We start from the raw sequence: 18,363 nt of genomic DNA, 5'->3' as shown, positions 1-18,363 counted from the left end.
CTGCGGTCTCCGTGCACGAACTTATACGCCTCTACACTGACCGGGGCGGACTCACGGGCGGCGAGGGGCGGTTGACGGTGCGTAAGGCGTGGATCGTGGGGACGGCCGCCGTCGGTGCCGGGGTCGCCTTCATGATGGTGCTCGTCATCGGCGTGTACCTGGTCGCCGGGAACGTCACGGGCGGGGTCGGCGGCGGCGTCAGGACGCTCGCCAAGGGTGCCGTGCCGGCCGCGTACCAGAACCTCGTGCAGAAGTGGGGCAATCTCTGCCCCGCCATCAACCCCGCGCTGCTCGCCGCCCAGCTCTACCAGGAGAGCGGCTTCAACCCCAGGGCGCAGAGCCCGGCGGCCGCGCAGGGGATAGCGCAGTTCATCCCCGGCACCTGGGCCACGCACGGCATCGACGGCGACGGCGACGGCGACCGTGACGTCTGGGACCCCGACGACGCGATCCCGTCGGCCGCGTCGTACGACTGCCAGCTCGCCTCGTACGTGAAGGACGTCCCCGGCGACGCCACACGGAACATGCTCGCCGCCTACAACGCGGGTGCCTACGCGGTCATCAAGTACGGGGGCGTGCCGCCGTACCGGGAGACCCAGAACTACGTGAAGACGATCACGACCCTGGAGGAGTCCTTCGCGGCCCCGGTGACCCGGGTCGACCCCTCCGAGCAGGCCGCGGGGGCTATCTACTTTGCGCAGAAGAAGCTTGGCACGCCCTATCTGTGGGGTGGGAACGGTACGGCTGATCAGGGTGGGCGGTTCGACTGTTCGGGGCTGACCAAGGCTGCCTACGAGAGCGTGGGGATCACCCTGCCCCGGGTGGCCAATGACCAGTACAACGCGGGACCGCACCCCTCCCGTGACGAACTGCTCCCCGGTGACCTGGTGTTCTTCTCGCCCGATCCCACCAACTCCCGTGCCATCGACCACGTGGGCATCTACGTCGGCGGCGGGTACATGATCGACGCTCCGTACACGGGCGCCGTCATCCGGTTCGACCCGATCGACACCCGCAAGTACTTCGGCGCCACCCGGGTGACCGAAGATGGCGCGAAAGCGCTCCCCACGACCGTCTGACGGGGACCGTCTTCGACCCCCCTGAGCTGCGGTGATGTATCTCTCTTCGATAACGTCTGCGTGATCATTCGATGGAGAGCGGAACGTATCGACGGGGGTCGTGCGTTCCTGTGGGGACAGGCGCACGCGAGCGCCGCGCACGATCATGACGAAGGGGCCGCAGCACCATGGCTGGACTCGCCGACTCCGGGTCGAACCCCGACGTCGACCTGCTCTACGACATCAACGGGCTCGCGAAGGACGCACCGCACTGGCTGGACCGGGTCGTGGAGTTCGTCGGCGAGTACGGCCTGTTGTTCGCCATGATCCTGATGATCATGTGGTGCTGGTGGACCGTGCGCCGGCGGCCCGGCGGGGTCGAGGAGGCCGCGTCCTCCGTCGCCGCGCTGGTGTGGGCCCCGCTCGCCGCCGCCGTCGCCGTGGTCGTCAATGTGCCGATACGCGGGTTCGTGGAGCGGCCCCGGCCCTTCCTCGACCATCAGGGCCTGGAGGTGCTGGTCTCCGGGAAGACCGACTACTCCTTCGTCAGCGACCACGCCACCATCACCATGGCCATGGCGGTCGCGCTGTTCGTCGCCAACCGGAAGTTCGGGCTCGTGGGCCTCGGGATAGCCCTGCTCGAAGGGTTCTGCCGGGTCTACATGGGCGTGCACTACCCGACGGACGTCATCGGCGGCTTCGCCCTCGGTACGGCGGTGGCCCTGCTGCTGTCGCCGTTCGCGTCGATGCTGCTCACGCCGCTGCTGAAGGCCGTGGACCGGTCGTCGCGGCTCGGCTGGGTGGTGCGCAGCAAGGAGGCCCGCGCCGGCGCCCGGGACGCGATGGTCCCGGGGGCGCGGCGGTCGGCGAGCAGGGAGCGGGACCTCGCGGCGTAGGCCGGAGGCTGCCGTGAGGGGGCCTCAGAGGGCCTGCGGGTAGCTGAAGAAGCCCTGCGGGTCGTACTGCCTCTTGAGCTGGGTCAGGCGCGGGAGGGCGTCGCCGTAGTACGCCTTGCGCCAGTTCGTCAGCGTCGGGTCGGCGTAGTTCTGGTAGGCGGCGCCCGAGGCGTACGGGCCCATCGCCTTGTGCGCCCTCGTCAGCCAGGACTGGGCCGCCGTCCCCGCCGAGCCGGCTCCCCAGGACGCGATGTACTGGGCGAGCATGCGCGAGCGGCGGTGGACGAACGCCGTGGCGGTGGGGGAGACCCGGTTGACGGCGCCGCCGAGCGCGGTGAGCGCGATGCTGCCCGCGCCGCCCTGCACCGCGGTGATCTGCTTGAGCAGGGTCTGGATGCCCGCCGCCGACAGGGAGCGGTCGAAGAAGTCCGAGCGGGCCGCGTACGTCTCGCGGCCCAGCTTGCCCTGCGGGGAGCGGCCCGGGGTCGAGCCCGGCAGATGGCACTGGGCGTCGGTGGCGAAGGACGAGCAGCCGGCGTAGACCTCCATCGCCTCCTCGTAGGAGCGGCGCCGCAGGGACACGCTCGACGCCGGGGCGCCCACCCGGTCCGCCAGCCGGTCCACGGCGTTCTTCAGCCCGCCGTGGGTGCCGATGCTGAACGCGGCGACCGAGACGGTGGGGGTGCGGCCGGGCGAGGCGGAGACATGGAGCGAGGACCAGATCTCGTCGGGCTGGGAGGGGCCCCACTCCTGCCACGCCTTCACCACCGCGGCCGCCTTCGCCCAGGGCCAGGTGAGATAGCCGGTGACCGCCTGGGGCGCGGGATGGGTCCTGAACTGCAGCTCGGTGACGACGCCGAAGTTGCCGTTGCCCGCGCCGCGCAGCGCCCAGAACAGGTCCTTGTTGTGGGTGGCGTCGGCGACGAGCTGCTTGCCGTCCGCCGTGACGATCGTGGCCCGGGTGAGGCTGTCGCAGGTCAGGCCGTAGGCGCGGGAGACCACGCCGTGGCCGCCGCCGAGCACCAGGCCCGAGACGCCGACCGTGGGGCAGGAGCCGGCCGGGATCGTCACGCCCTTGGCGGCGAGTGCCCGGTAGACGTCGATCAGCTTCGCGCCGGCGCCGACCACGGCCGAACTCCCGCTCGCCCGTACCTTGTCGAGCTTGGAGACGTCGACGATCAGGCGGCCGTCCCCGGAGGACCAACCGCCGTAGGAGTGGCCGCCGTTGCGGATCGCGACCTTCGTGCGGTGGGCGCGGGCGTACGCCAGGACCGTGCGGATGTCGTCGGTGTGGGCGACGTAGGCCACGGCGGCCGGCTTGAGGGTGTCGAAGCGGGTGTTGTAGAGCTTGCGGGCGGTGTTCCAGGAGGCGTCGCCGGGGCGGATCAGCGGGCCGTCCAAGTCGCGTGCGAGTGCGGACCAGTTGGCGGCCGCGGAGACGCCGGTGGTGATCAGTGTCGGGGACGCGGCCGCGGTGCCGGGGCGGGGAGCGGAGCCGTCCGTGGTGCCTCCCGTGTCGTCGCCGCCCGTGCAGGCGGCCGTGGTGAGCGCCGCGAGGGCGGCGGTGCCGCCCGCGATGAACGTACGCCGTTGCATGTCCTGCGCCTTCCGTCGGCCTGTCGGCTCGTCTGTCGGCCACCGGGGGCCTCGTCCTGCGAGACGGGGTCTCGGAAGGGCGGGTTCCGCCGGCGGCCGGGCGGTGACGGAACGGTGACGTCGGCCGGGGCGGGCGCGGGGTGCGGCGGAGTGGAGCGGGTGGGGTCGGAAGCGGTGGGGTGGTCAGCCGCGGAGGTGGTCCGCGGCGTCGGTTCTCGCCAGGCTGCGTGCCCTGCGGGCCGGTCCGCGCCAGCCGCAGGTGCACCGGGCCACACAGAAGCGGCCCTGTTCGACGGTCGTGGTGAGGTGTTCCCTGTCGTGCTCCCCGTCGGAGAGGGGAGGGGCCGAACCGTCCTGCTGTGTCACGACGACAACGTTACCGGCCCCGGGCGCGCGTGACGGGGGCACGTACCCGTCGTTATGCGGAACGACGGGGACTCCTGGGGGCCCCTGACGGACGGATCGGTCGAGGCAGGCGGGCGATGGCGCAGCGGTGGCACAGTCGAAGGGGTGCGGTGGTCGTCGTCGCGGGCCTGGTGGCCGGGGTCTGCACGGGGGCGGGCGGATGTTCCGCCGGGGGCTCCGACACCGAGGACGGCCGGGCGGGAGACCCGGTCCCGCTGCTGCACCGGGCCGCCGACACGTTGGTGCGGGCGGGCACGTCCAAGGCGCGCACCTCGATGGAGATGGCCACCGGCGGCACCCGGGTCACCATCCGCGGCCAGGGGGTCTACGACTACCGCCGGCAGCTCGGCGAGCTGAAGGTGCTGCTGCCGCAGGATCCGGCGGGCACCGTCGAGCACCGGCCGATCACCGAACTCCTCGCGCCGGGCGCGCTGTTCATGAAGAACCGGGGCGCGGGGGTGCCCGAGGACAAGTGGGTGCGGGTGGAGACGGCGGCGCTGTCCGACGGGAATCTGGTGACCGGCGGGGCCACCGACCCGTTCGCCGCGGCCGAGGTGCTGCGCGGGACGCGCACGGCGACGTACGTGGGGCGGACCGAGGTGGCCGGGACGCCGGTGCGGCACTACCGCGGGACGGCGGATCTGGCGCTGGCGGCCGAGGGGGCCTCCGCGGGGGGCCGGGGGCCGCTGCGGGCGGCGGCGAAAGGGTTCGCCACGGCGCGGGTGCCGTTCGACGTGTACCTCGACGACGAGGGGCGCATCCGCAAGGTCCGGCACCGGTTCAGCTTTGTCAACGGACGGCAGGAGAAGGCGGTGGCGGTGGCCTCCACGACCCTGCTCTACGACTTCGGGGCCCCCGTCGACGTACGGCTGCCGGCGTCCGGGGACATCTACGCCGGGCGGATCGCGGAGGACACCGGGGGCGCGGAGGCCGCCGCGGGGGGCAAGGACTAGCCCGTCCGTGCCATGCGCGCGATGTATACCGCTCCCTACTCTAGGAAGCCGGTGACGGCAGAGACGAGGTGATGCGCGTGGCTCCGGTCGGCGGTACGGCAGTTCAGGACCACGTGGCCCTCGCCGAGATCGAGCTGTGCGGGGAGCTGATCATCGCGGCCTCGGCGGCCGAGGAGCGGCTCAGCCTGGAGAGCATCGACCAGGTGCTGCGGGTCGGGGAGGAGCGGGCGGCCGCGGCGCGGCCCACCGGGTCAGGTGCGCAGTAGCCGGCCGATCGCCTTCGTGGCCTCCTCGACCTTCGCGTCGATCTCCTCGCCGCCCTTGACGGCCGCGTCGGCGACGCAGTGGCGCAGGTGCTCCTCCAGCAGTTGCAGCGCGAACGACTGCAGCGCTTTGGTGGAGGCGGACACCTGGGTGAGTATGTCGATGCAGTAGGTGTCCTCGTCGACCATGCGCTGGAGACCGCGGATCTGGCCCTCGATCCGGCGCAGGCGTTTGAGGTGCTCGTCCTTCTGCTTGTGGTAGCCGTGTGTGGCGTGCGTCTCGGCGGTCGGTGCGTCCTCGGTGACCTCTGTGGTCGTCATCGCGTCCTCCCGTTTCGGACATATACCCCTGCCGGGTATATCGTAACGAACTTTGCGGGTAGAGGGCCCGTGAGAACTCCGTGGCCGCCCCCGTGCTGATCACTGTGCCTGATGGGCGACACTGGGGGACGGCCCGATAGCCACGGTCGGATGGTGCGCCTAGCATCAACCTGGCCACCAGCTTGACCGAAACCGATCCATTCCGAGGACCTCACGTGCGCTTTCGTCTGACCCCCAGGGAGACGAGCTTCTACGACATGTTCGCCGCATCCGCGGACAACATCGTCACGGGCTCCAAGCTCCTGATGGAACTGCTCGGGGCGGACTCGTCCGGCCGGGCCGAGATCGCAGAGCGTATGCGGGCCGCGGAACACGCCGGTGACGACGCCACGCACGCGATCTTCCACCAGCTCAACTCCTCCTTCATCACGCCGTTCGACCGCGAGGACATCTACTCCCTGGCGTCCTCCCTCGACGACATCATGGACTTCATGGAGGAGGCCGTCGACCTGGTCGTCCTCTACAACGTCGAGGAGCTGCCCAAGGGCGTCGAGCAGCAGATCGAGGTGCTGGCGCGGGCGGCCGAGCTGACCGCCGAGGCGATGCCGAACCTGCGGACGATGCAGAACCTCACCGAGTACTGGATCGAGGTCAACCGGCTGGAGAACCAGGCGGACCAGATCCACCGCAAGCTGCTGGCGCACCTGTTCAACGGCAAGTACGACGCGATCGAGGTGCTGAAGCTCAAGCAGATCGTGGACGTGCTGGAAGAAGCGGCCGACGCGTTCGAGCACGTGGCGAACACGGTGGAGACCATCGCCGTCAAGGAGTCCTGAACCTTTCATGGACACCCTTGCACTGGTCGTGACCGTCGGGGTCGCGCTCTTTTTCACGTACACGAACGGTTTCCACGACTCGGCGAACGCCATCGCCACCTCGGTGTCGACGCGCGCGCTGACGCCGCGTGCCGCGCTGGCGATGGCCGCGGTGATGAACCTCGCCGGCGCGTTCATGGGGTCCGGGGTCGCCAAGACGGTCAGCGAGGGGCTGATCGAGACGCCCGAGGGCTCGAAGGGGATGGGGATCCTCTTCGCCGCGCTGGTCGGCGCGATCACCTGGAACCTCATCACCTGGTACTTCGGGCTGCCCTCGTCCTCGTCGCACGCGCTGTTCGGCGGGATGGTGGGGGCCGCGCTGGCGGGCGGTACGACGGTCTACTGGAGCGGCGTCCTGGAGAAGGTCGTCATCCCGATGTTCCTGTCGCCGCTGGTGGGTCTGATCGTCGGCTATCTGGTGATGACCGCGATCCTGTGGCTGTTCCGGCGGGCCAATCCGCACAAGGCGAAGCGTGGATTCCGGATCGCGCAGACCGTCTCCGCGGCGGGGATGGCGCTGGGGCACGGTCTTCAGGACGCGCAGAAGACGATGGGCATCGTGGTGATGGCGCTCGTCATCGCGGACGTCGAGGACTACGGCGATCCGATCCCGGTGTGGGTGAAGATCGTCTGTGCGGTGATGCTGTCCGCGGGTACGTACGCCGGGGGGTGGCGGATCATGCGGACGCTGGGGCGGAAGATCATCGAGCTGGATCCGCCGCAGGGGTTCGCTGCGGAGACGACGGGGGCGTCGATCATGTTCACGACGGCGTTTCTGTTCAAGGCGCCGATCTCCACGACGCATGTGATCACCTCGGCGATCATGGGTGTGGGGGCGACGAAGCGGATCAACGCGGTGCGGTGGGGTGTGGCGAAGAACATCGTGCTCGGGTGGTTCATCACGATGCCGGCGGCTGCGGTGGTCGCTGCGCTGTCGTTCTGGGTCGTGAACCTGGCGTTCTTGTAGCCGACGCCACGGGGCTCCGCCCCGGACCCCATGTTTCCCACCCACCCACCCGACTCGGTTGGATGAAGAGGCACCCGACTCGGTTGGGATGGGGAGGCGTCCGTCTCGGTTGGGATGGAGAGGCCCGTCTCGGTGGGACAAGAAGTGCCCGAGAACAACGCGTGTGGGCCCGCCCCCGGAATGGGGGCGGGCCCTTTTGCGCCTCGCGGTGGCACCGCCATGCAGCACCGCGAGGGGTCTAGCCGAAGCGGCCCGAGATGTAGTCCTCCGTGGCCTGGACGGACGGGTTGGAGAAGATGCGCTCCGTGTCGTCTATCTCGATCAGCTTGCCGGGACGGCCGACGGCCGCCAGGTTGAAGAAGGCGGTGCGGTCGGAGACCCGGGCCGCCTGCTGCATGTTGTGCGTCACGATGACGATCGTGAAGCGTTCCTTCAGCTCGCCGATCAGGTCCTCGATGGCGAGCGTGGAGATCGGGTCCAGGGCCGAGCAGGGCTCGTCCATGAGCAGCACCTTCGGCTCGACCGCGATGGCGCGCGCGATGCACAGCCGCTGCTGCTGGCCGCCCGACAGGCCGGAGCCCGGCTTGTTGAGGCGGTCCTTGACCTCGTTCCAGAGGTTCGCGCCCTTGAGGGACCGCTCGACGACCTCGGACAGCTCGCTCTTCTTGTAGCTGCCGTTGAGGCGCAGGCCCGCCGCCACGTTGTCGAAGATCGACATGGTGGGGAAGGGGTTCGGGCGCTGGAAGACCATGCCGATCTCGCGGCGGACCGACACCGGGTCCACCCCCGCGCCGTACAGGTCCTCGTCGTCGAGGAGCACCTTGCCCTCGACCCGGCCGCCGGACGTCACCTCGTGCATACGGTTCAGCGTGCGCAGGAACGTCGACTTGCCGCAGCCGGACGGCCCGATGAACGCCGTCACCGAACGCGGCTCCACCGTCATCGAGATGTCCTCGATCGCCTTGTGGGCGCCGTAGTACGCGGTCAGTCCGCTTACGTCGATTCGCTTGGCCATGGTTACTTCTTCACTTCCAGTCTCGGTCGCCGAGGGCCGCGGTCAGCGACCGGTCTTCGGGGCCTTCCAGCGGGCGATGCCGCGGGCCACCATGTTGAGGATCATCACGAAGGCGATCAGCGTGAGCGAGGCCGCCCAGGCCCGGTCGTAGGCCGCCGTCGAACCCGCGCTCTGCGAGTACTGCTGGTAGATGTAGAGCGGCAGCGACGCCTGCGCCCCTTCGAAGGGGTTGTTGTTGATGAAGGGGTTGCCGAAGACCAGCAGCAGGACGGGGGCGGTCTCACCCGCGATGCGGGCGACCGACAGCATCACACCGGTGATGATGCCGCCGATCGAGGTCGGGACCACCACCTTGAGGATGGTGCGCCACTTCGGGACACCGAGCGCCAGGCTCGCCTCGCGCAGTTCGTTCGGGACGAGCTTCAGCATCTCCTCGGTCGAGCGTACGACCACCGGCATCATCAGGATCGCCAGGGCGAGGGAGCCGGCGAAGCCGAAGGGCTGCATGTCGAACATCAGCATCAGGCTGAGGATGAACAGGCCCGCGACGATCGACGGGATGCCCGTCATGACGTCGACGAAGAAGGTGACCGCCTTCGCCAGCCCGCCGCGGCCGTACTCGACCAGGTAGATCGCCGTCAGGATGCCGATCGGGGCGCCGATCAGGGTGGCCAGGCCGACCTGCTCCAGGCTGCCGATGATGGCGTGGTAGATGCCGCCGCCCGGCTCGGAGTCGGCGACCACGCCCATGGAGTGGGTCAGGAAGTAGACGTCCAGGACCTTCACACCGCGGACGATCGTCGTCCACAGCAGGGAGACCAGCGGGACGACGGCCAGGACGAACGCGACCCAGACCAGCGAGGTCGCGATGCGGTCCTTGGCCTGGCGGCGGCCCTCCACCTTCGCGGCGATGCCGTAGGTGCCGACGACGAAGAGGAGACCGGCGATCAGGCCCCACTGGACCCGGCTGTGCAGTCCGGCGGCCAGGCCGATGCCGACGGCCACGGCGATGGCGCCGGCCGCGATCGCCCACGGCGACCACTTCGGGAGGCTCGCGCCGCGCAGGGTGCTGGGGCGCTTGTCGGAGACGGTTGCTGCGTGGCTCATGCGTTGGCCCCCGAGTACTCCTTGCGGCGGGCGATGATCATGCGTGCCGCGCCGTTGACCAGCAGGGTGATGACGAACAGGACCAGACCGGAGGCGATGAGCGCGTCACGGCCGAACTCCGTCGCCTCGTTGAACTTGCTGGCGATGTTCTGGGCGAAGGTGCCGCCGCCGGGGTTCAGCAGGCTGGCGTGGATGTCGAAGTCGGGGGAGAGGACGGTGGCCACGGCCATCGTTTCGCCGAGCGCGCGGCCGAGGCCGAGCATCGAGGCCGAGATCACACCGGAGCGGCCGAAGGGGATCACCGCCATGCGGACGACCTCCCAGCGGGTGGCGCCGAGCGCCAGGGCCGCCTCCTCGTGCATCTGCGGGACCTGCCGGAAGACCTCGCGGCTGACGTTGGTGATGATCGGCAGGATCATGATCGCCAGCAGGATGCCGACGGTGAGCATCGAGCGCGGGGCGCCCTCGTCCCAGGAGAAGACGCCGGTCCAGCCGAAGAAGTCGTTCAGCCAGCCGAACAGGCCGTCCAGGTACGGCACCAGCACCAGGGCGCCCCACAGGCCGTACACGATGGACGGGACCGCGGCGAGCAGGTCGACCACGTAGGCGACCGGGCCGCTCAGCCGGCGGGGGGCGTAGTGGGTGATGAACAGCGCGATGGCGACCGCGATCGGGACCGCGATGACCATGGCGATGACCGACGAGACGACCGTGCCGAAGGCCAGGACCGCGATGCCGAACTTCGGCGGGACCAGGCCGGTGTTCCACTCGAAGGTGGTCAGGAAGTTCGCGTCGTCCTCGCTGATGGCGAGGTAGGCGCGGTAGGTCAGGAAGACCGCGATCGCGGCCATGATCGCGAGCAGCAGGATGCCCGAGCCGCGAGAGAGGCCGAGGAAGATCCGGTCGCCGGGGCGGGTGGCGCCGCGGGCCGCGCGCTTCTGCTCGGCCGTCGGTGCCGGGGGGATGTTCGTGTCGGGCACGTCGTCCGCGCCCGTCCTCTTCGTTGATATGTCCATGGGGGTCTCCGGTCTGCGGAGCCGTTCGCGGGTGGAGCGGGCGGCTCGGGCGGGGCCGACGACGGACGGCCCCTGGCGGCGGTGCACCGGACGGGTGCGGTCCGGACCGGGTCGCCCCGGCGCCGGACCGCACCATCGGACTAGCTCAGGCCCTCGACGGTGGTGCGGACCTTGCTGATGATGGCGTCGGGGATCGGCGCGTAGTCGATGCCCGAGAGGATGCCCTGGCCCTGCTCGCTGGCGATGTAGCGCAGGAACGCCTTGGTGGCGGGGAGGGTCTCGGCCTTGTTGCCCTTGTCGCAGGCGATCTCGTACGTGACCAGGGTGATCGGGTAGGCGCCCTCGGCCTTGGTCGTGTAGTCGAGCTTCAGCGACAGGTCGTTGCCGGTGCCGACGACCTGGGCGGCGGCGACGGCCTTGGTCGCGCCGTCGGAGGACGCCTTGACCGGGGCGGCGGCGCCGGTGTCGATGGCGACGGTGCCGAGGCCGTCCTTGGCGTAGGACAGCTCCATGTAGCCGATCGCGCCGTTGGTCTGCTTGACGCCCTGGGCGACACCGGAGGAGCCGGCCGCGGACTGGCCGCCCTTGGCCTGCCACGCCTTGCCGCCCTCGTACTTCCAGTTGTCGGGGGTGGCGGCGATCAGGTACTTGGTGAAGTTGTCCGTGGTGCCGGACTCGTCCGAGCGGTGGTACGGCTGGATCTTGAGGTCGGGCAGCTTCGCGTCGGGGTTGAGCTTCGCGATGGCGGCGTCGTTCCAGTTGGTGATCTTGCCGTCGAAGATCTTGGCGATCGTCGGGGCGTCGAGCACCAGGTCGTCCACGCCGGAGACGTTGTAGGCGACCGCGATCGGGCCGGCCACCATCGGCAGGTCGATGCCCTGGCCGTCGGTGCAGACCTTCTTGGAGGCGGCGACCTCCTCCGGCTTCAGCGCGGAGTCGGAGCCGGCGAAGGCGACGGTGCCCTGGGTGAACGCGGTGACACCGGCGCCCGAGCCGGAGCCCTTGTAGTTGACCTGGACGCCGTTGCAGGCCTGGGTGAAGTTCTTGACCCAGGCGTCGATCGCGTTCTTCTGCGCGGAGGAGCCGTCGGCGAGGAGCTGGCCCTTGGCGTCGTCGCACTTGATGTCGCCGGCGGCGGCGGTCGCGGACGCGCTGGTGCCGCTGTCGCCGGCGGCGCCGGTGTCGTCGGAGCCGCACGCCGTGAGGGCCAGGGCGCCGGAGACGGCGAGAGCACCGAGGGTGAGGGCCCGCCGGTTCATGCGCTGAAGCTTCACTTGAGGGAGATCCTTCCGGGAGCCGCCGTCCTGAATCCGGCGGCGTGCGAAGTTCATGGGTGGCGGGCGGCGTCCGTCCGGGTCCTCCGTCTGGTCGCTGTCCTGCCGGTAAGGCCGAAATTAGGCAGAACAGGTGAAGGCGCCTATGGGCGTGAATGAACGGCGGGTGAACCCATGGGGAAGTGCCGGTGAGGTCACGGAACGCTTACGCGGAGGACACGGGGCGGTTCCGGGGCGGTGGGGGGAAGAGGGTGGCCGGCGGGGCGGATCCGAGGGGGGATCCGGCCTTGGGTCCGGCGCCAGGCCGGGCATGGGGCCCGGCACCGGGCCGGTGCCAGGTCCGGTGTCAGGCCCGGCGTCAGGTCCGGTGTCAGGCCCGGTGGAGCGCGGTCAGCAGGGCGTCGACCAGGTCGCGGTCCCTGGGCTGGGTGAGGCGGGTGCGGGCGGAGGACGGAGGGAGCCAGAGGAGGCGGTCCACCTCGTCGTTCGGGGTGAAGGTGCCGGAGACCGCCTCGGCCGCCCAGTAGCGGACCTGCTTGGGGCGGCCGTTCGCCTCGTACTCCAGGGTGGGCAGGCCGGTACCCGGTGCCGCTCCGTACCCGGTCTCCTCGGCCACCTCGCGCAGGGCACCGGCGAGCGGATCCTCGCCCCGCTTGAGCTTGCCCTTGGGGTGTGACCAGTCGTCGTACTTCGGTCGGTGGACCAGGCACACCTCCAGTTCACCGTCTACCGGCGAACGGCGCCACAGGACGCAGCCGGCCGCCTGCACGGGCGTCTCGGGGGTCTCGGGTGTCTCGGGGGTCTCGGGGGTCGGGTTCGGGGAACTCACCTGTGTCTCACCGCCTGGAGTCATGGGTTCCGCTTCGGCCAGGAGCGTTGGAAGGCGTAGCGCGCCGCCTCCACCTCGTGGCGCTGGTCCGCGTGCAGCACCCCGAGGGCGTAGGCCGTCGCGGGCGCGATCCGGGGGGTGCGGGCCGCCTGCGCGGCCGCGGACGCCGCCTCCGCCGCGTCGCGGTGCCGGTCCAGGGCCTGGCCGGCGGCGAGCAGCCGGACGTCGACCGGGGCGCCGGGGCCGCCGTCCAGCACCTCGCACGCGTAGCGGTGCAGGCGCAGCAGCAGCCGTACCTGGTGCCAGGGGGTGTCCTGCGGGTGCGGGGCCGGGTCCGGGGAGAGGCCGTGGACGAGGGCCTCCGCGTTGTAGGGGCTGCCCGCGGTGACCAGCGGGAGCGCGGCGACGGCGTCCGCGAGGCGCTCCTGCGCGGCGGCGGCCAGGGGGCGCAGGTCGGTCGTACCGGCCGCCGGGGTCAGCGGGACCTCGCTGGCGAGGACGGCGACCTGGTCCGCGACCGCGTGGAACCGGGAGGAGCCCAGGGCCTGGAGGGCGGTGGAGTGGGCGCGGGTGCGGGCCAGGGTGAGCTGACGGTCCAGGAGGGCGCCCGCCTTCGCCGCGCCGACGGTGAGGTTGCCACGCCCTGGAGCGGAGGAGGCGGGGGCTGCCGGTCCCGCCTGCGTCGGGACTCCCACCCGGGCCGGGACCGGGGCGGCCGCCGCCCCCGACAGCCGGTGCAGTGCCAGCAGCAGCCGTTCCAGACGGGCCCCGCACGCGTGCTCCAGGGCCAGCGTGCCCGACACCCACGCCAGTTCGGGCCGGATCCGCTCCGACCAGTCGGCGTCGAGCAGCGGACGGAAGGTGTGCAGGCTGGCGCTGATCCGGCGGGCGGTGCGGCGCAGGGCGCGCGCCGCGTCGACGGAGTCCTCGGTGCCGCCCGCCGCCCCGCCCCCGCCGGTCTCCCGGTGCAGCCGCAGGGCGCGCAGGAAGTCCGTGGCCTGGCCCCGGAGATAGCCCGCGAGAGCCTCTCCGGTGACGGCGCCCGCCGCGACGGCGTTCCCGGCGACGGCGTTCCCGGCGACGGTGTTACCGGCGACGTTATTCCCGGTGGGGACCGCCGCGGGGGCGGTGGCCCCCACCGGGGGGTCCGTCGGGCCATGGCCTCCCGGGTCCGTCAGGTCATGGTGTCGCTGTGCCACGCCGGCGCCTCCGGGCGTCTATGAGCATCTCCTGGACGTTGCGCAGGGGCTGGCCGTCCGCGTCCGTCGCGTGCCGGGTCCACTCGCCGTCGGGGCCGAGGTGCCAGGAGGCGGTGGCGTCGGACATACCGGTCTCCAGCAGCCGGTTCAGGGCCGCCCGGTGGGCCGGGTCGGTGACCCTGACCAGGGCCTCGATACGGCGGTCGAGGTTGCGGTGCATCATGTCGGCGCTGCCGAACCACACCTCGGGCTCGCCGCCGTTGCCGAAGGCGAAGATCCGGGAGTGCTCCAGGAAGCGGCCGAGGATCGAGCGGACCTGGATGTTCTCCGACAGGCCGGGCACGCCCGGGCGCACCGCGCAGATGCCGCGCACCCACACCTCCACCGGCACACCCGCCCGGGAGGCCCGGTAGAGGGAGTCGATGAGCGCCTCGTCGACGATGGAGTTCACCTTGATACGGACGTACGCGGGACGTCCGGCGCGGTGGTGCTGGATCTCCTTCTCGACGCGCGAGATCAGGCCGTCGCGCAGCGACTTGGGGGCGACCAGGAGCCGGCGGTAGGTCTCGCGGCGGGAGTAGCCGGAGAGCCGGTTGAACAGGTCGGAGAGGTCCGCGCCGACCTGCGGGTCGGCGGTGAGCAGCCCGAGGTCCTCGTAGAGCCGCGCGGTCTTCGGGTGGTAGTTGCCGGTGCCCACGTGGCAGTACCGCCGGAGCGTCTCGCCCTCCTGACGGACCACCAGGGACAGCTTGCAGTGCGTCTTCAGACCGACGAGGCCGTAGACGACATGGCAGCCGGCCTCCTCCAGCTTGCGCGCCCACTTGATGTTGGCGTGCTCGTCGAACCGGGCCTTGATCTCGACCAGGACGAGGACCTGCTTGCCGGCCTCGGCGGCCTCGATGAGCGCGTCGACTATCGGGGAGTCGCCCGAGGTCCGGTACAGGGTCTGCTTGATGGCGAGGACGTCCGGGTCGGCGGCCGCCTGCTCCAGGAACGCCTGGACGGAGGTGGAGAAGCTGTCGTACGGGTGGTGCAGCAGCACGTCGCGGTTGCGCAGCGCGCCGAAGATGTCGGGGGCGGAGGCGGACTCCACCTCGGCGAGGTCGCGGTGCGTGCCGGCGATGAACTTCTTGTACTTCAGCTCCGGACGGTCGAGACCGTGGATGCGGAACAGACCGGTGAGGTCGAGCGGGCCGGGCAGCGGGTAGACCTCGGCCTCGGAGATCTTCAGCTCGCGCACCAGCAGGTCGAGCACCTCGCGGTCGATGGACTCCTCGACCTCCAGCCGCACCGGCGGGCCGAAGCGGCGCCGCATCAGTTCCTTCTCCAGGGCCTGGAGGAGGTTCTCGGCGTCGTCCTCCTCGACCTCCAGGTCCTCGTTGCGGGTGAGCCGGAAGGCGTGGTGCTCCAGGACCTCCATGCCCGGGAACAGCTCCTCCAGATGCGCGCCGATCACGTCCTCGATGGGGACGTAGCGGCCCGGGGAGCTCTCCAGGAAGCGGGACAGCAGCGGCGGCACCTTGACGCGCGCGAAGTGCTTGTGGCCGCTGACCGGGTTGCGGACGACGACCGCGAGGTTCAGCGAGAGACCCGAGATGTACGGGAAGGGGTGCGCGGGGTCGACGGCCAGCGGCGTCAGGACCGGGAAGATCTGGTGCCGGAACAGCGTGAAGAGGCGGGCCTGCTCCTTCTCGGTCAGCTCCTGCCAGCGGACCAGGTGGATGCCCTCCTCGGCGAGCGCGGGGGCGATGTCCTCGTGGTAGGTCGCGGCGTGCCGGGCCATCAGCTCGCGGGAGCGGGCCCAGATCATCTCCAGCACCTCGCGCGGCTGGAGGCCGGACGCCGAGCGGGTGGCGACCCCGGTGGCGATCCGGCGCTTGAGACCGGCCACCCGGACCATGAAGAACTCGTCCAGGTTGCTCGCGAAGATGGCGAGGAAGTTCGCGCGTTCGAGCAGCGGTGTGTTGGGGTCCTCGGCCAGCTCCAGGACCCGTTCGTTGAACGCGAGCCAGCTTCGCTCCCGGTCCAGGAAACGGCCCTGGGGCAGCAGGGGGCCGTCCGTGGCGTCCTCGTAGGAGTCGAGGTCCGCGTCGATGTCGGGTTCCAGATCGGAGACCGCGGCCGCCACGGTGTGCGGGCGGTGCGCGGCTATGGAGCCCACGGAGGGCTGCGTGGGCTGGACCTCGGCCTGGGCGTGTGACTGGCTCATGTACCCATTCTTCCGCGCCCGGAGCGGGACGGGCGCGTCGGAACGTGCGGAAGGGAGCACGGAGGCGTTCCCCTCGGGGCGATTCCCCTCTGGGGGCGGCGATGCCTCGGGCACGACGGGGTTCATTGATCGAGCGTCGCAAGGTCGTCTGAACCGGTGGTTACGGAGACATGGCGTATGGGATATCCGCGGGTGTCCCTACCCCCGTGGAGGGACACCCGCGCGTGTGGGGGCGGCGGGCCCGCCGGTTTCAGCCGCCGCTCGTCGCCGTGCGGCGGCGCAGGAGCAGGAACGCGGCGGTCGTGGCCAGCGCGGCGACGGCGAGGACGATCCCGCTCTCCACGAGCTGGAGCGGCCAGTAGTGGGACTCGGGGTGGAACCGCACGTAGTGGCTGGTGACGCCCAGGTCGTCCCAGCAGCGCTCCAGGGAGACGTCCGGCCGGTCGCACACCGAGGCGTCGAGGCCGGTGGCCGGCCGGCCACCGGCCAGGGTGCCGCTCTCCACCTCCCAGGAGTTCTCGGGGAACGAGGGGATCTCCGTCGCGGCCGTGACGGTCACCGTGGGCCACAGGGAGTCGCGGTACGACGTCAGGAGCGTGGTGAGCCCCAGCATCGCGGCGACGGAGACCCCGAGGGCGGGCAGGGAGCGGCGCAGCATCAGCCCGGCGAGGGTGCCGACGGCGAGGGCGCACAGAGCGTGGGCGACCGCGACCGGGCCGCGCGCCGCGTACGCCTCCAGGGACCACCAGTCGGCGTAGATCGGCGGCCGGTCGACGGCCCAGGCCCAGCGGAACACCAGGACCAGGACGGTGACGCCGAGCGTGACGGCGAGCGCGGGCACGGCCAGCTTGGCGGTGAGCCAGCGGGTGGGCGTGACGCCCTGGGTCCAGGCCAGCCGCGCGGTGCCGCTGTCCAGCTCGCGGCCGATCAGCGCACCGCCCGCGAAGGCGGCCACGGCGACGGACACCCCGCCGGTCGACATGCCTATCCAGGTGATCGGCCCGTCGTAGCCGACCCAGCCGACGGCGATGTCGCACAGGTCGTGGCCGGCGCGTTCGCAGGACGCCTGCTCGGCGCGCACCGCGCGCTCGGTCAGCTCGGTGATCCACACCGCGCCGCCCGTCAGGGCGGCCACGAGCAGACCCCACAGGACGAGCGCCGCGCGGTGCACGCGCAGCACGGTGCGTACCGTGCCCCAGCCGGCGAGGCTCATCGTCCGGCTCGTGGCGGCGGTCCGCTCCGCCGCGGGGAGGGTGGCGGTCATACGGCGCTCTCCCGGGCGGTGGCGCGCGACGCGGCCGTCGTGGCCGTCGTACGCCTGATCAGCGCGAACGACGCGATCGTGAGCGCGGCGGCGACGGCCAGGACGAGCGCGGTCGTGAGGAGCTGGAGCGGCCAGTAGTGGGACTCGGGGTGGAAGGTGTTGTAGAAGCCGGTGGCGTCGAGCTTGTCGTACAGCGTCCTGCACTCGGGGACCACCGTGGGGCCGCAGCCGGGGTCGGCGATGTGCGCGCCGGTGGAGGTGACCAGGCCGGAGTCGATGCCGAGGCCCGAGCTGCGGTAGCCGTCCTCCAGCGGGGAGACGCGTGTGACGCCGGGCCACAGGTGCGGCATGGCCAGGACGGCGAGGAACCGTACGGCGGCGACGGTGCCGAGGGCGAGCAGCAGCGCGGGCAGGGTGCGGCGCAGCAGCAGGCCCGCGAGCGCGCCGGCGGCCAGGCCGGCCAGGGCGAAGGCGACGGTGGTGAGGCCGTTGGCGTGCAGGGTCGGGTCGTCGTACCAGGTCTTGGCGGTGTCGATCCGGCCGTCGCCCGCCGACCAGGCCAGCCGGTGCAGCGTGACGAGCACTCCGGTGCCGGCGGTGACAAGGAGGGCGGGCACGGCGAGCTTGGTGGCCAGCCAGCGGGTCGGGGACAGGCCCTGCGTCCAGGCGAGCTGCGCGGTGCCGTGCTCCAGCTCGCGGCCGAAGAGGGCGGCACCCGACCATGCTCCGACCAGGAAGGGGAGCGCGGACAGGGGCAGGGTCACGTAGTTGTACACGGACTTGTACGTGACGATCGCGTCCTGGTCGTAGGAGCAGGGGCCGTTCCCGGCACAGGCGTTGTACTGCCGCCAGGCGTCGGCCGCCGCGTCGGTGAGCGGGCCCCACAGCCACAGCAGGCCGAGGGCGAGGACGGCGACGAGAGCGGCCCAGACGTACAGGGCGGGGCCGTGCAGGCGCAGCAGCCAGCGGGGGTGCGGGGGCCGGGCGGCGGTGACCGCGGGGGCCGTGGCGGGCGCGGAGGGCCCGGCGGGCCCGGCGGGTGTCTCGCGGGTCGGCGTGTGGGCGGTCATGCGGCGGTCTCCTGGGCGGGGACGAGGGTGGTCATGTCGGGGCTGG

The 18,363-nt window shown here is 71.3% G+C and carries 18 protein-coding genes; 6 read left to right on the top strand and 12 right to left on the bottom strand.

Features of this window, described 5'->3' with window-relative positions; genetic code table 11:
- Nucleotides 1-71: 71 nt before the first annotated feature.
- Nucleotides 72-1,079 (top strand): C40 family peptidase, encoded by a 1,008-nt coding sequence (locus AFM16_RS18725; protein WP_030795362.1) that lies wholly within the window; start codon nucleotides 72-74, stop codon nucleotides 1,077-1,079.
- 167 nt (nucleotides 1,080-1,246) lie between these two features.
- A complete protein-coding gene (locus AFM16_RS18720; RefSeq protein ID WP_078634009.1) occupies nucleotides 1,247-1,954 on the top strand; it encodes a phosphatase PAP2 family protein in 708 nt (235 codons plus the stop codon).
- Between the two features lie 24 nt (nucleotides 1,955-1,978).
- Here AFM16_RS18720 and AFM16_RS18715 read toward each other — a convergent pair whose 3' ends face one another.
- Nucleotides 1,979-3,550, bottom strand: coding sequence for an FAD-binding oxidoreductase (locus AFM16_RS18715; protein ID WP_078634008.1), 1,572 nt, complete (start codon nucleotides 3,548-3,550; stop codon nucleotides 1,979-1,981).
- A 183-nt stretch (nucleotides 3,551-3,733) separates the two neighbouring features.
- Nucleotides 3,734-3,916 carry a hypothetical protein gene (locus AFM16_RS18710; protein ID WP_078634007.1) on the bottom strand — a complete coding sequence of 61 codons (183 nt, stop codon included), beginning with the start codon at nucleotides 3,914-3,916 and terminating at the stop codon, nucleotides 3,734-3,736.
- Between the two features lie 116 nt (nucleotides 3,917-4,032).
- On the opposite strand from AFM16_RS18710, the gene AFM16_RS18705 reads away from it, so the two are divergent.
- Together AFM16_RS18705 and AFM16_RS18700 are read left to right on the top strand one after the other, a co-directional pair.
- Nucleotides 4,033-4,908: an SCO4651 family lipoprotein gene (locus tag AFM16_RS18705; RefSeq protein WP_030795356.1), complete on the top strand. Its 876-nt coding sequence runs from the start codon at nucleotides 4,033-4,035 to the stop codon at nucleotides 4,906-4,908.
- Between the two features lie 71 nt (nucleotides 4,909-4,979).
- Nucleotides 4,980-5,174 (top strand): hypothetical protein, encoded by a 195-nt coding sequence (locus AFM16_RS18700; RefSeq protein ID WP_030795352.1) that lies wholly within the window; start codon nucleotides 4,980-4,982, stop codon nucleotides 5,172-5,174.
- Here AFM16_RS18700 and AFM16_RS18695 read toward each other — a convergent pair.
- Nucleotides 5,160-5,492, bottom strand: coding sequence for a metal-sensitive transcriptional regulator (locus AFM16_RS18695; RefSeq protein WP_030795348.1), 333 nt, complete (start codon nucleotides 5,490-5,492; stop codon nucleotides 5,160-5,162). The two genes, AFM16_RS18700 and AFM16_RS18695, sit on opposite strands and share 15 nt — an antisense overlap.
- A gap of 215 nt (nucleotides 5,493-5,707) precedes the next feature.
- Here AFM16_RS18695 and AFM16_RS18690 point away from each other — a divergent pair, with 215 nt between their 5' ends.
- Both AFM16_RS18690 and AFM16_RS18685 read left to right on the top strand, forming a co-directional pair.
- Nucleotides 5,708-6,328 carry a DUF47 domain-containing protein gene (locus tag AFM16_RS18690; RefSeq protein ID WP_030795345.1) on the top strand — a complete coding sequence of 207 codons (621 nt, stop codon included), beginning with the start codon at nucleotides 5,708-5,710 and terminating at the stop codon, nucleotides 6,326-6,328.
- Nucleotides 6,329-6,335: 7 nt separating this feature from the next.
- Complete coding sequence (locus AFM16_RS18685) at nucleotides 6,336-7,334, top strand: inorganic phosphate transporter (protein ID WP_030795343.1); 999 nt, start codon at nucleotides 6,336-6,338, stop codon at nucleotides 7,332-7,334.
- 238 nt (nucleotides 7,335-7,572) lie between these two features.
- Here AFM16_RS18685 and pstB read toward each other — a convergent pair whose 3' ends face one another.
- The 9 genes from pstB to AFM16_RS18640 all read right to left on the bottom strand — a co-directional run bounded on the left by pstB (nucleotide 7,573) and on the right by AFM16_RS18640 (nucleotide 18,317).
- Entirely contained in the window at nucleotides 7,573-8,349 is a 777-nt protein-coding gene (gene pstB / locus AFM16_RS18680) for a phosphate ABC transporter ATP-binding protein PstB (protein WP_030795341.1), read from the bottom strand.
- Nucleotides 8,350-8,391: 42 nt separating this feature from the next.
- A complete protein-coding gene (pstA, locus tag AFM16_RS18675) occupies nucleotides 8,392-9,456 on the bottom strand; it encodes a phosphate ABC transporter permease PstA (protein ID WP_030795337.1) in 1,065 nt (354 codons plus the stop codon).
- Nucleotides 9,453-10,472 (bottom strand): phosphate ABC transporter permease subunit PstC, encoded by a 1,020-nt coding sequence (pstC, locus tag AFM16_RS18670; protein ID WP_030795334.1) that lies wholly within the window; start codon nucleotides 10,470-10,472, stop codon nucleotides 9,453-9,455. Before pstC ends, pstA begins: the two co-directional genes overlap by 4 nt.
- A 140-nt stretch (nucleotides 10,473-10,612) precedes the next feature.
- Nucleotides 10,613-11,746, bottom strand: coding sequence for a phosphate ABC transporter substrate-binding protein PstS (gene pstS / locus AFM16_RS18665; RefSeq protein WP_030795332.1), 1,134 nt, complete (start codon nucleotides 11,744-11,746; stop codon nucleotides 10,613-10,615).
- Between the two features lie 370 nt (nucleotides 11,747-12,116).
- Nucleotides 12,117-12,575 (bottom strand): NUDIX hydrolase, encoded by a 459-nt coding sequence (locus AFM16_RS18660; RefSeq protein WP_245177731.1) that lies wholly within the window; start codon nucleotides 12,573-12,575, stop codon nucleotides 12,117-12,119.
- A gap of 20 nt (nucleotides 12,576-12,595) precedes the next feature.
- Nucleotides 12,596-13,774 carry a CHAD domain-containing protein gene (locus AFM16_RS18655; RefSeq protein ID WP_370628046.1) on the bottom strand — a complete coding sequence of 393 codons (1,179 nt, stop codon included), beginning with the start codon at nucleotides 13,772-13,774 and terminating at the stop codon, nucleotides 12,596-12,598.
- The gene (locus AFM16_RS18650) at nucleotides 13,755-15,983 is read right to left on the bottom strand and encodes an RNA degradosome polyphosphate kinase (RefSeq protein ID WP_078634004.1); all 2,229 of its coding nucleotides are present in this window, start codon (nucleotides 15,981-15,983) and stop codon (nucleotides 13,755-13,757) included. Before AFM16_RS18650 ends, AFM16_RS18655 begins: the two co-directional genes overlap by 20 nt.
- A gap of 250 nt (nucleotides 15,984-16,233) precedes the next feature.
- Nucleotides 16,234-17,247: an ABC-2 membrane transporter-related protein gene (locus AFM16_RS18645; RefSeq protein ID WP_245177730.1), complete on the bottom strand. Its 1,014-nt coding sequence runs from the start codon at nucleotides 17,245-17,247 to the stop codon at nucleotides 16,234-16,236.
- Nucleotides 17,244-18,317, bottom strand: coding sequence for an ABC-2 membrane transporter-related protein (locus tag AFM16_RS18640; RefSeq protein WP_078634003.1), 1,074 nt, complete (start codon nucleotides 18,315-18,317; stop codon nucleotides 17,244-17,246). The genes AFM16_RS18645 and AFM16_RS18640 overlap by 4 nt, the downstream gene beginning before the upstream one ends.
- Between the last annotated feature and the right edge of the window lie 46 nt (nucleotides 18,318-18,363).

Origin of the sequence: Streptomyces antibioticus, from assembly GCF_002019855.1 — a bacterium.
GTDB lineage: Bacteria > Actinomycetota > Actinomycetes > Streptomycetales > Streptomycetaceae > Streptomyces > Streptomyces antibioticus_B.
This window is presented reverse-complemented; position numbering and strand designations above follow the sequence as displayed.

Bases quoted from the DNA above. Each gene is read 5' to 3' on its own strand.
- AFM16_RS18720 (WP_078634009.1), top strand. From the start codon at position 1,247: ATGGCTGGACTCGCCGACTCCGGGTCGAACCCCGACGTCGACCTGCTC.
- AFM16_RS18715 (WP_078634008.1), bottom strand. From the start codon at position 3,550: ATGCAACGGCGTACGTTCATCGCGGGCGGCACCGCCGCCCTCGCGGCG.
- AFM16_RS18705 (WP_030795356.1), top strand. From the start codon at position 4,033: ATGGCGCAGCGGTGGCACAGTCGAAGGGGTGCGGTGGTCGTCGTCGCG.
- AFM16_RS18700 (WP_030795352.1), top strand. From the start codon at position 4,980: ATGCGCGTGGCTCCGGTCGGCGGTACGGCAGTTCAGGACCACGTGGCC.
- AFM16_RS18695 (WP_030795348.1), bottom strand. From the start codon at position 5,492: ATGACGACCACAGAGGTCACCGAGGACGCACCGACCGCCGAGACGCAC.
- AFM16_RS18685 (WP_030795343.1), top strand. From the start codon at position 6,336: ATGGACACCCTTGCACTGGTCGTGACCGTCGGGGTCGCGCTCTTTTTC.
- pstB (WP_030795341.1), bottom strand. From the start codon at position 8,349: ATGGCCAAGCGAATCGACGTAAGCGGACTGACCGCGTACTACGGCGCC.
- pstA (WP_030795337.1), bottom strand. From the start codon at position 9,456: ATGAGCCACGCAGCAACCGTCTCCGACAAGCGCCCCAGCACCCTGCGC.
- pstC (WP_030795334.1), bottom strand. From the start codon at position 10,472: ATGGACATATCAACGAAGAGGACGGGCGCGGACGACGTGCCCGACACG.
- AFM16_RS18650 (WP_078634004.1), bottom strand. From the start codon at position 15,983: ATGAGCCAGTCACACGCCCAGGCCGAGGTCCAGCCCACGCAGCCCTCC.
- AFM16_RS18645 (WP_245177730.1), bottom strand. From the start codon at position 17,247: ATGACCGCCACCCTCCCCGCGGCGGAGCGGACCGCCGCCACGAGCCGG.
- AFM16_RS18640 (WP_078634003.1), bottom strand. From the start codon at position 18,317: ATGACCGCCCACACGCCGACCCGCGAGACACCCGCCGGGCCCGCCGGG.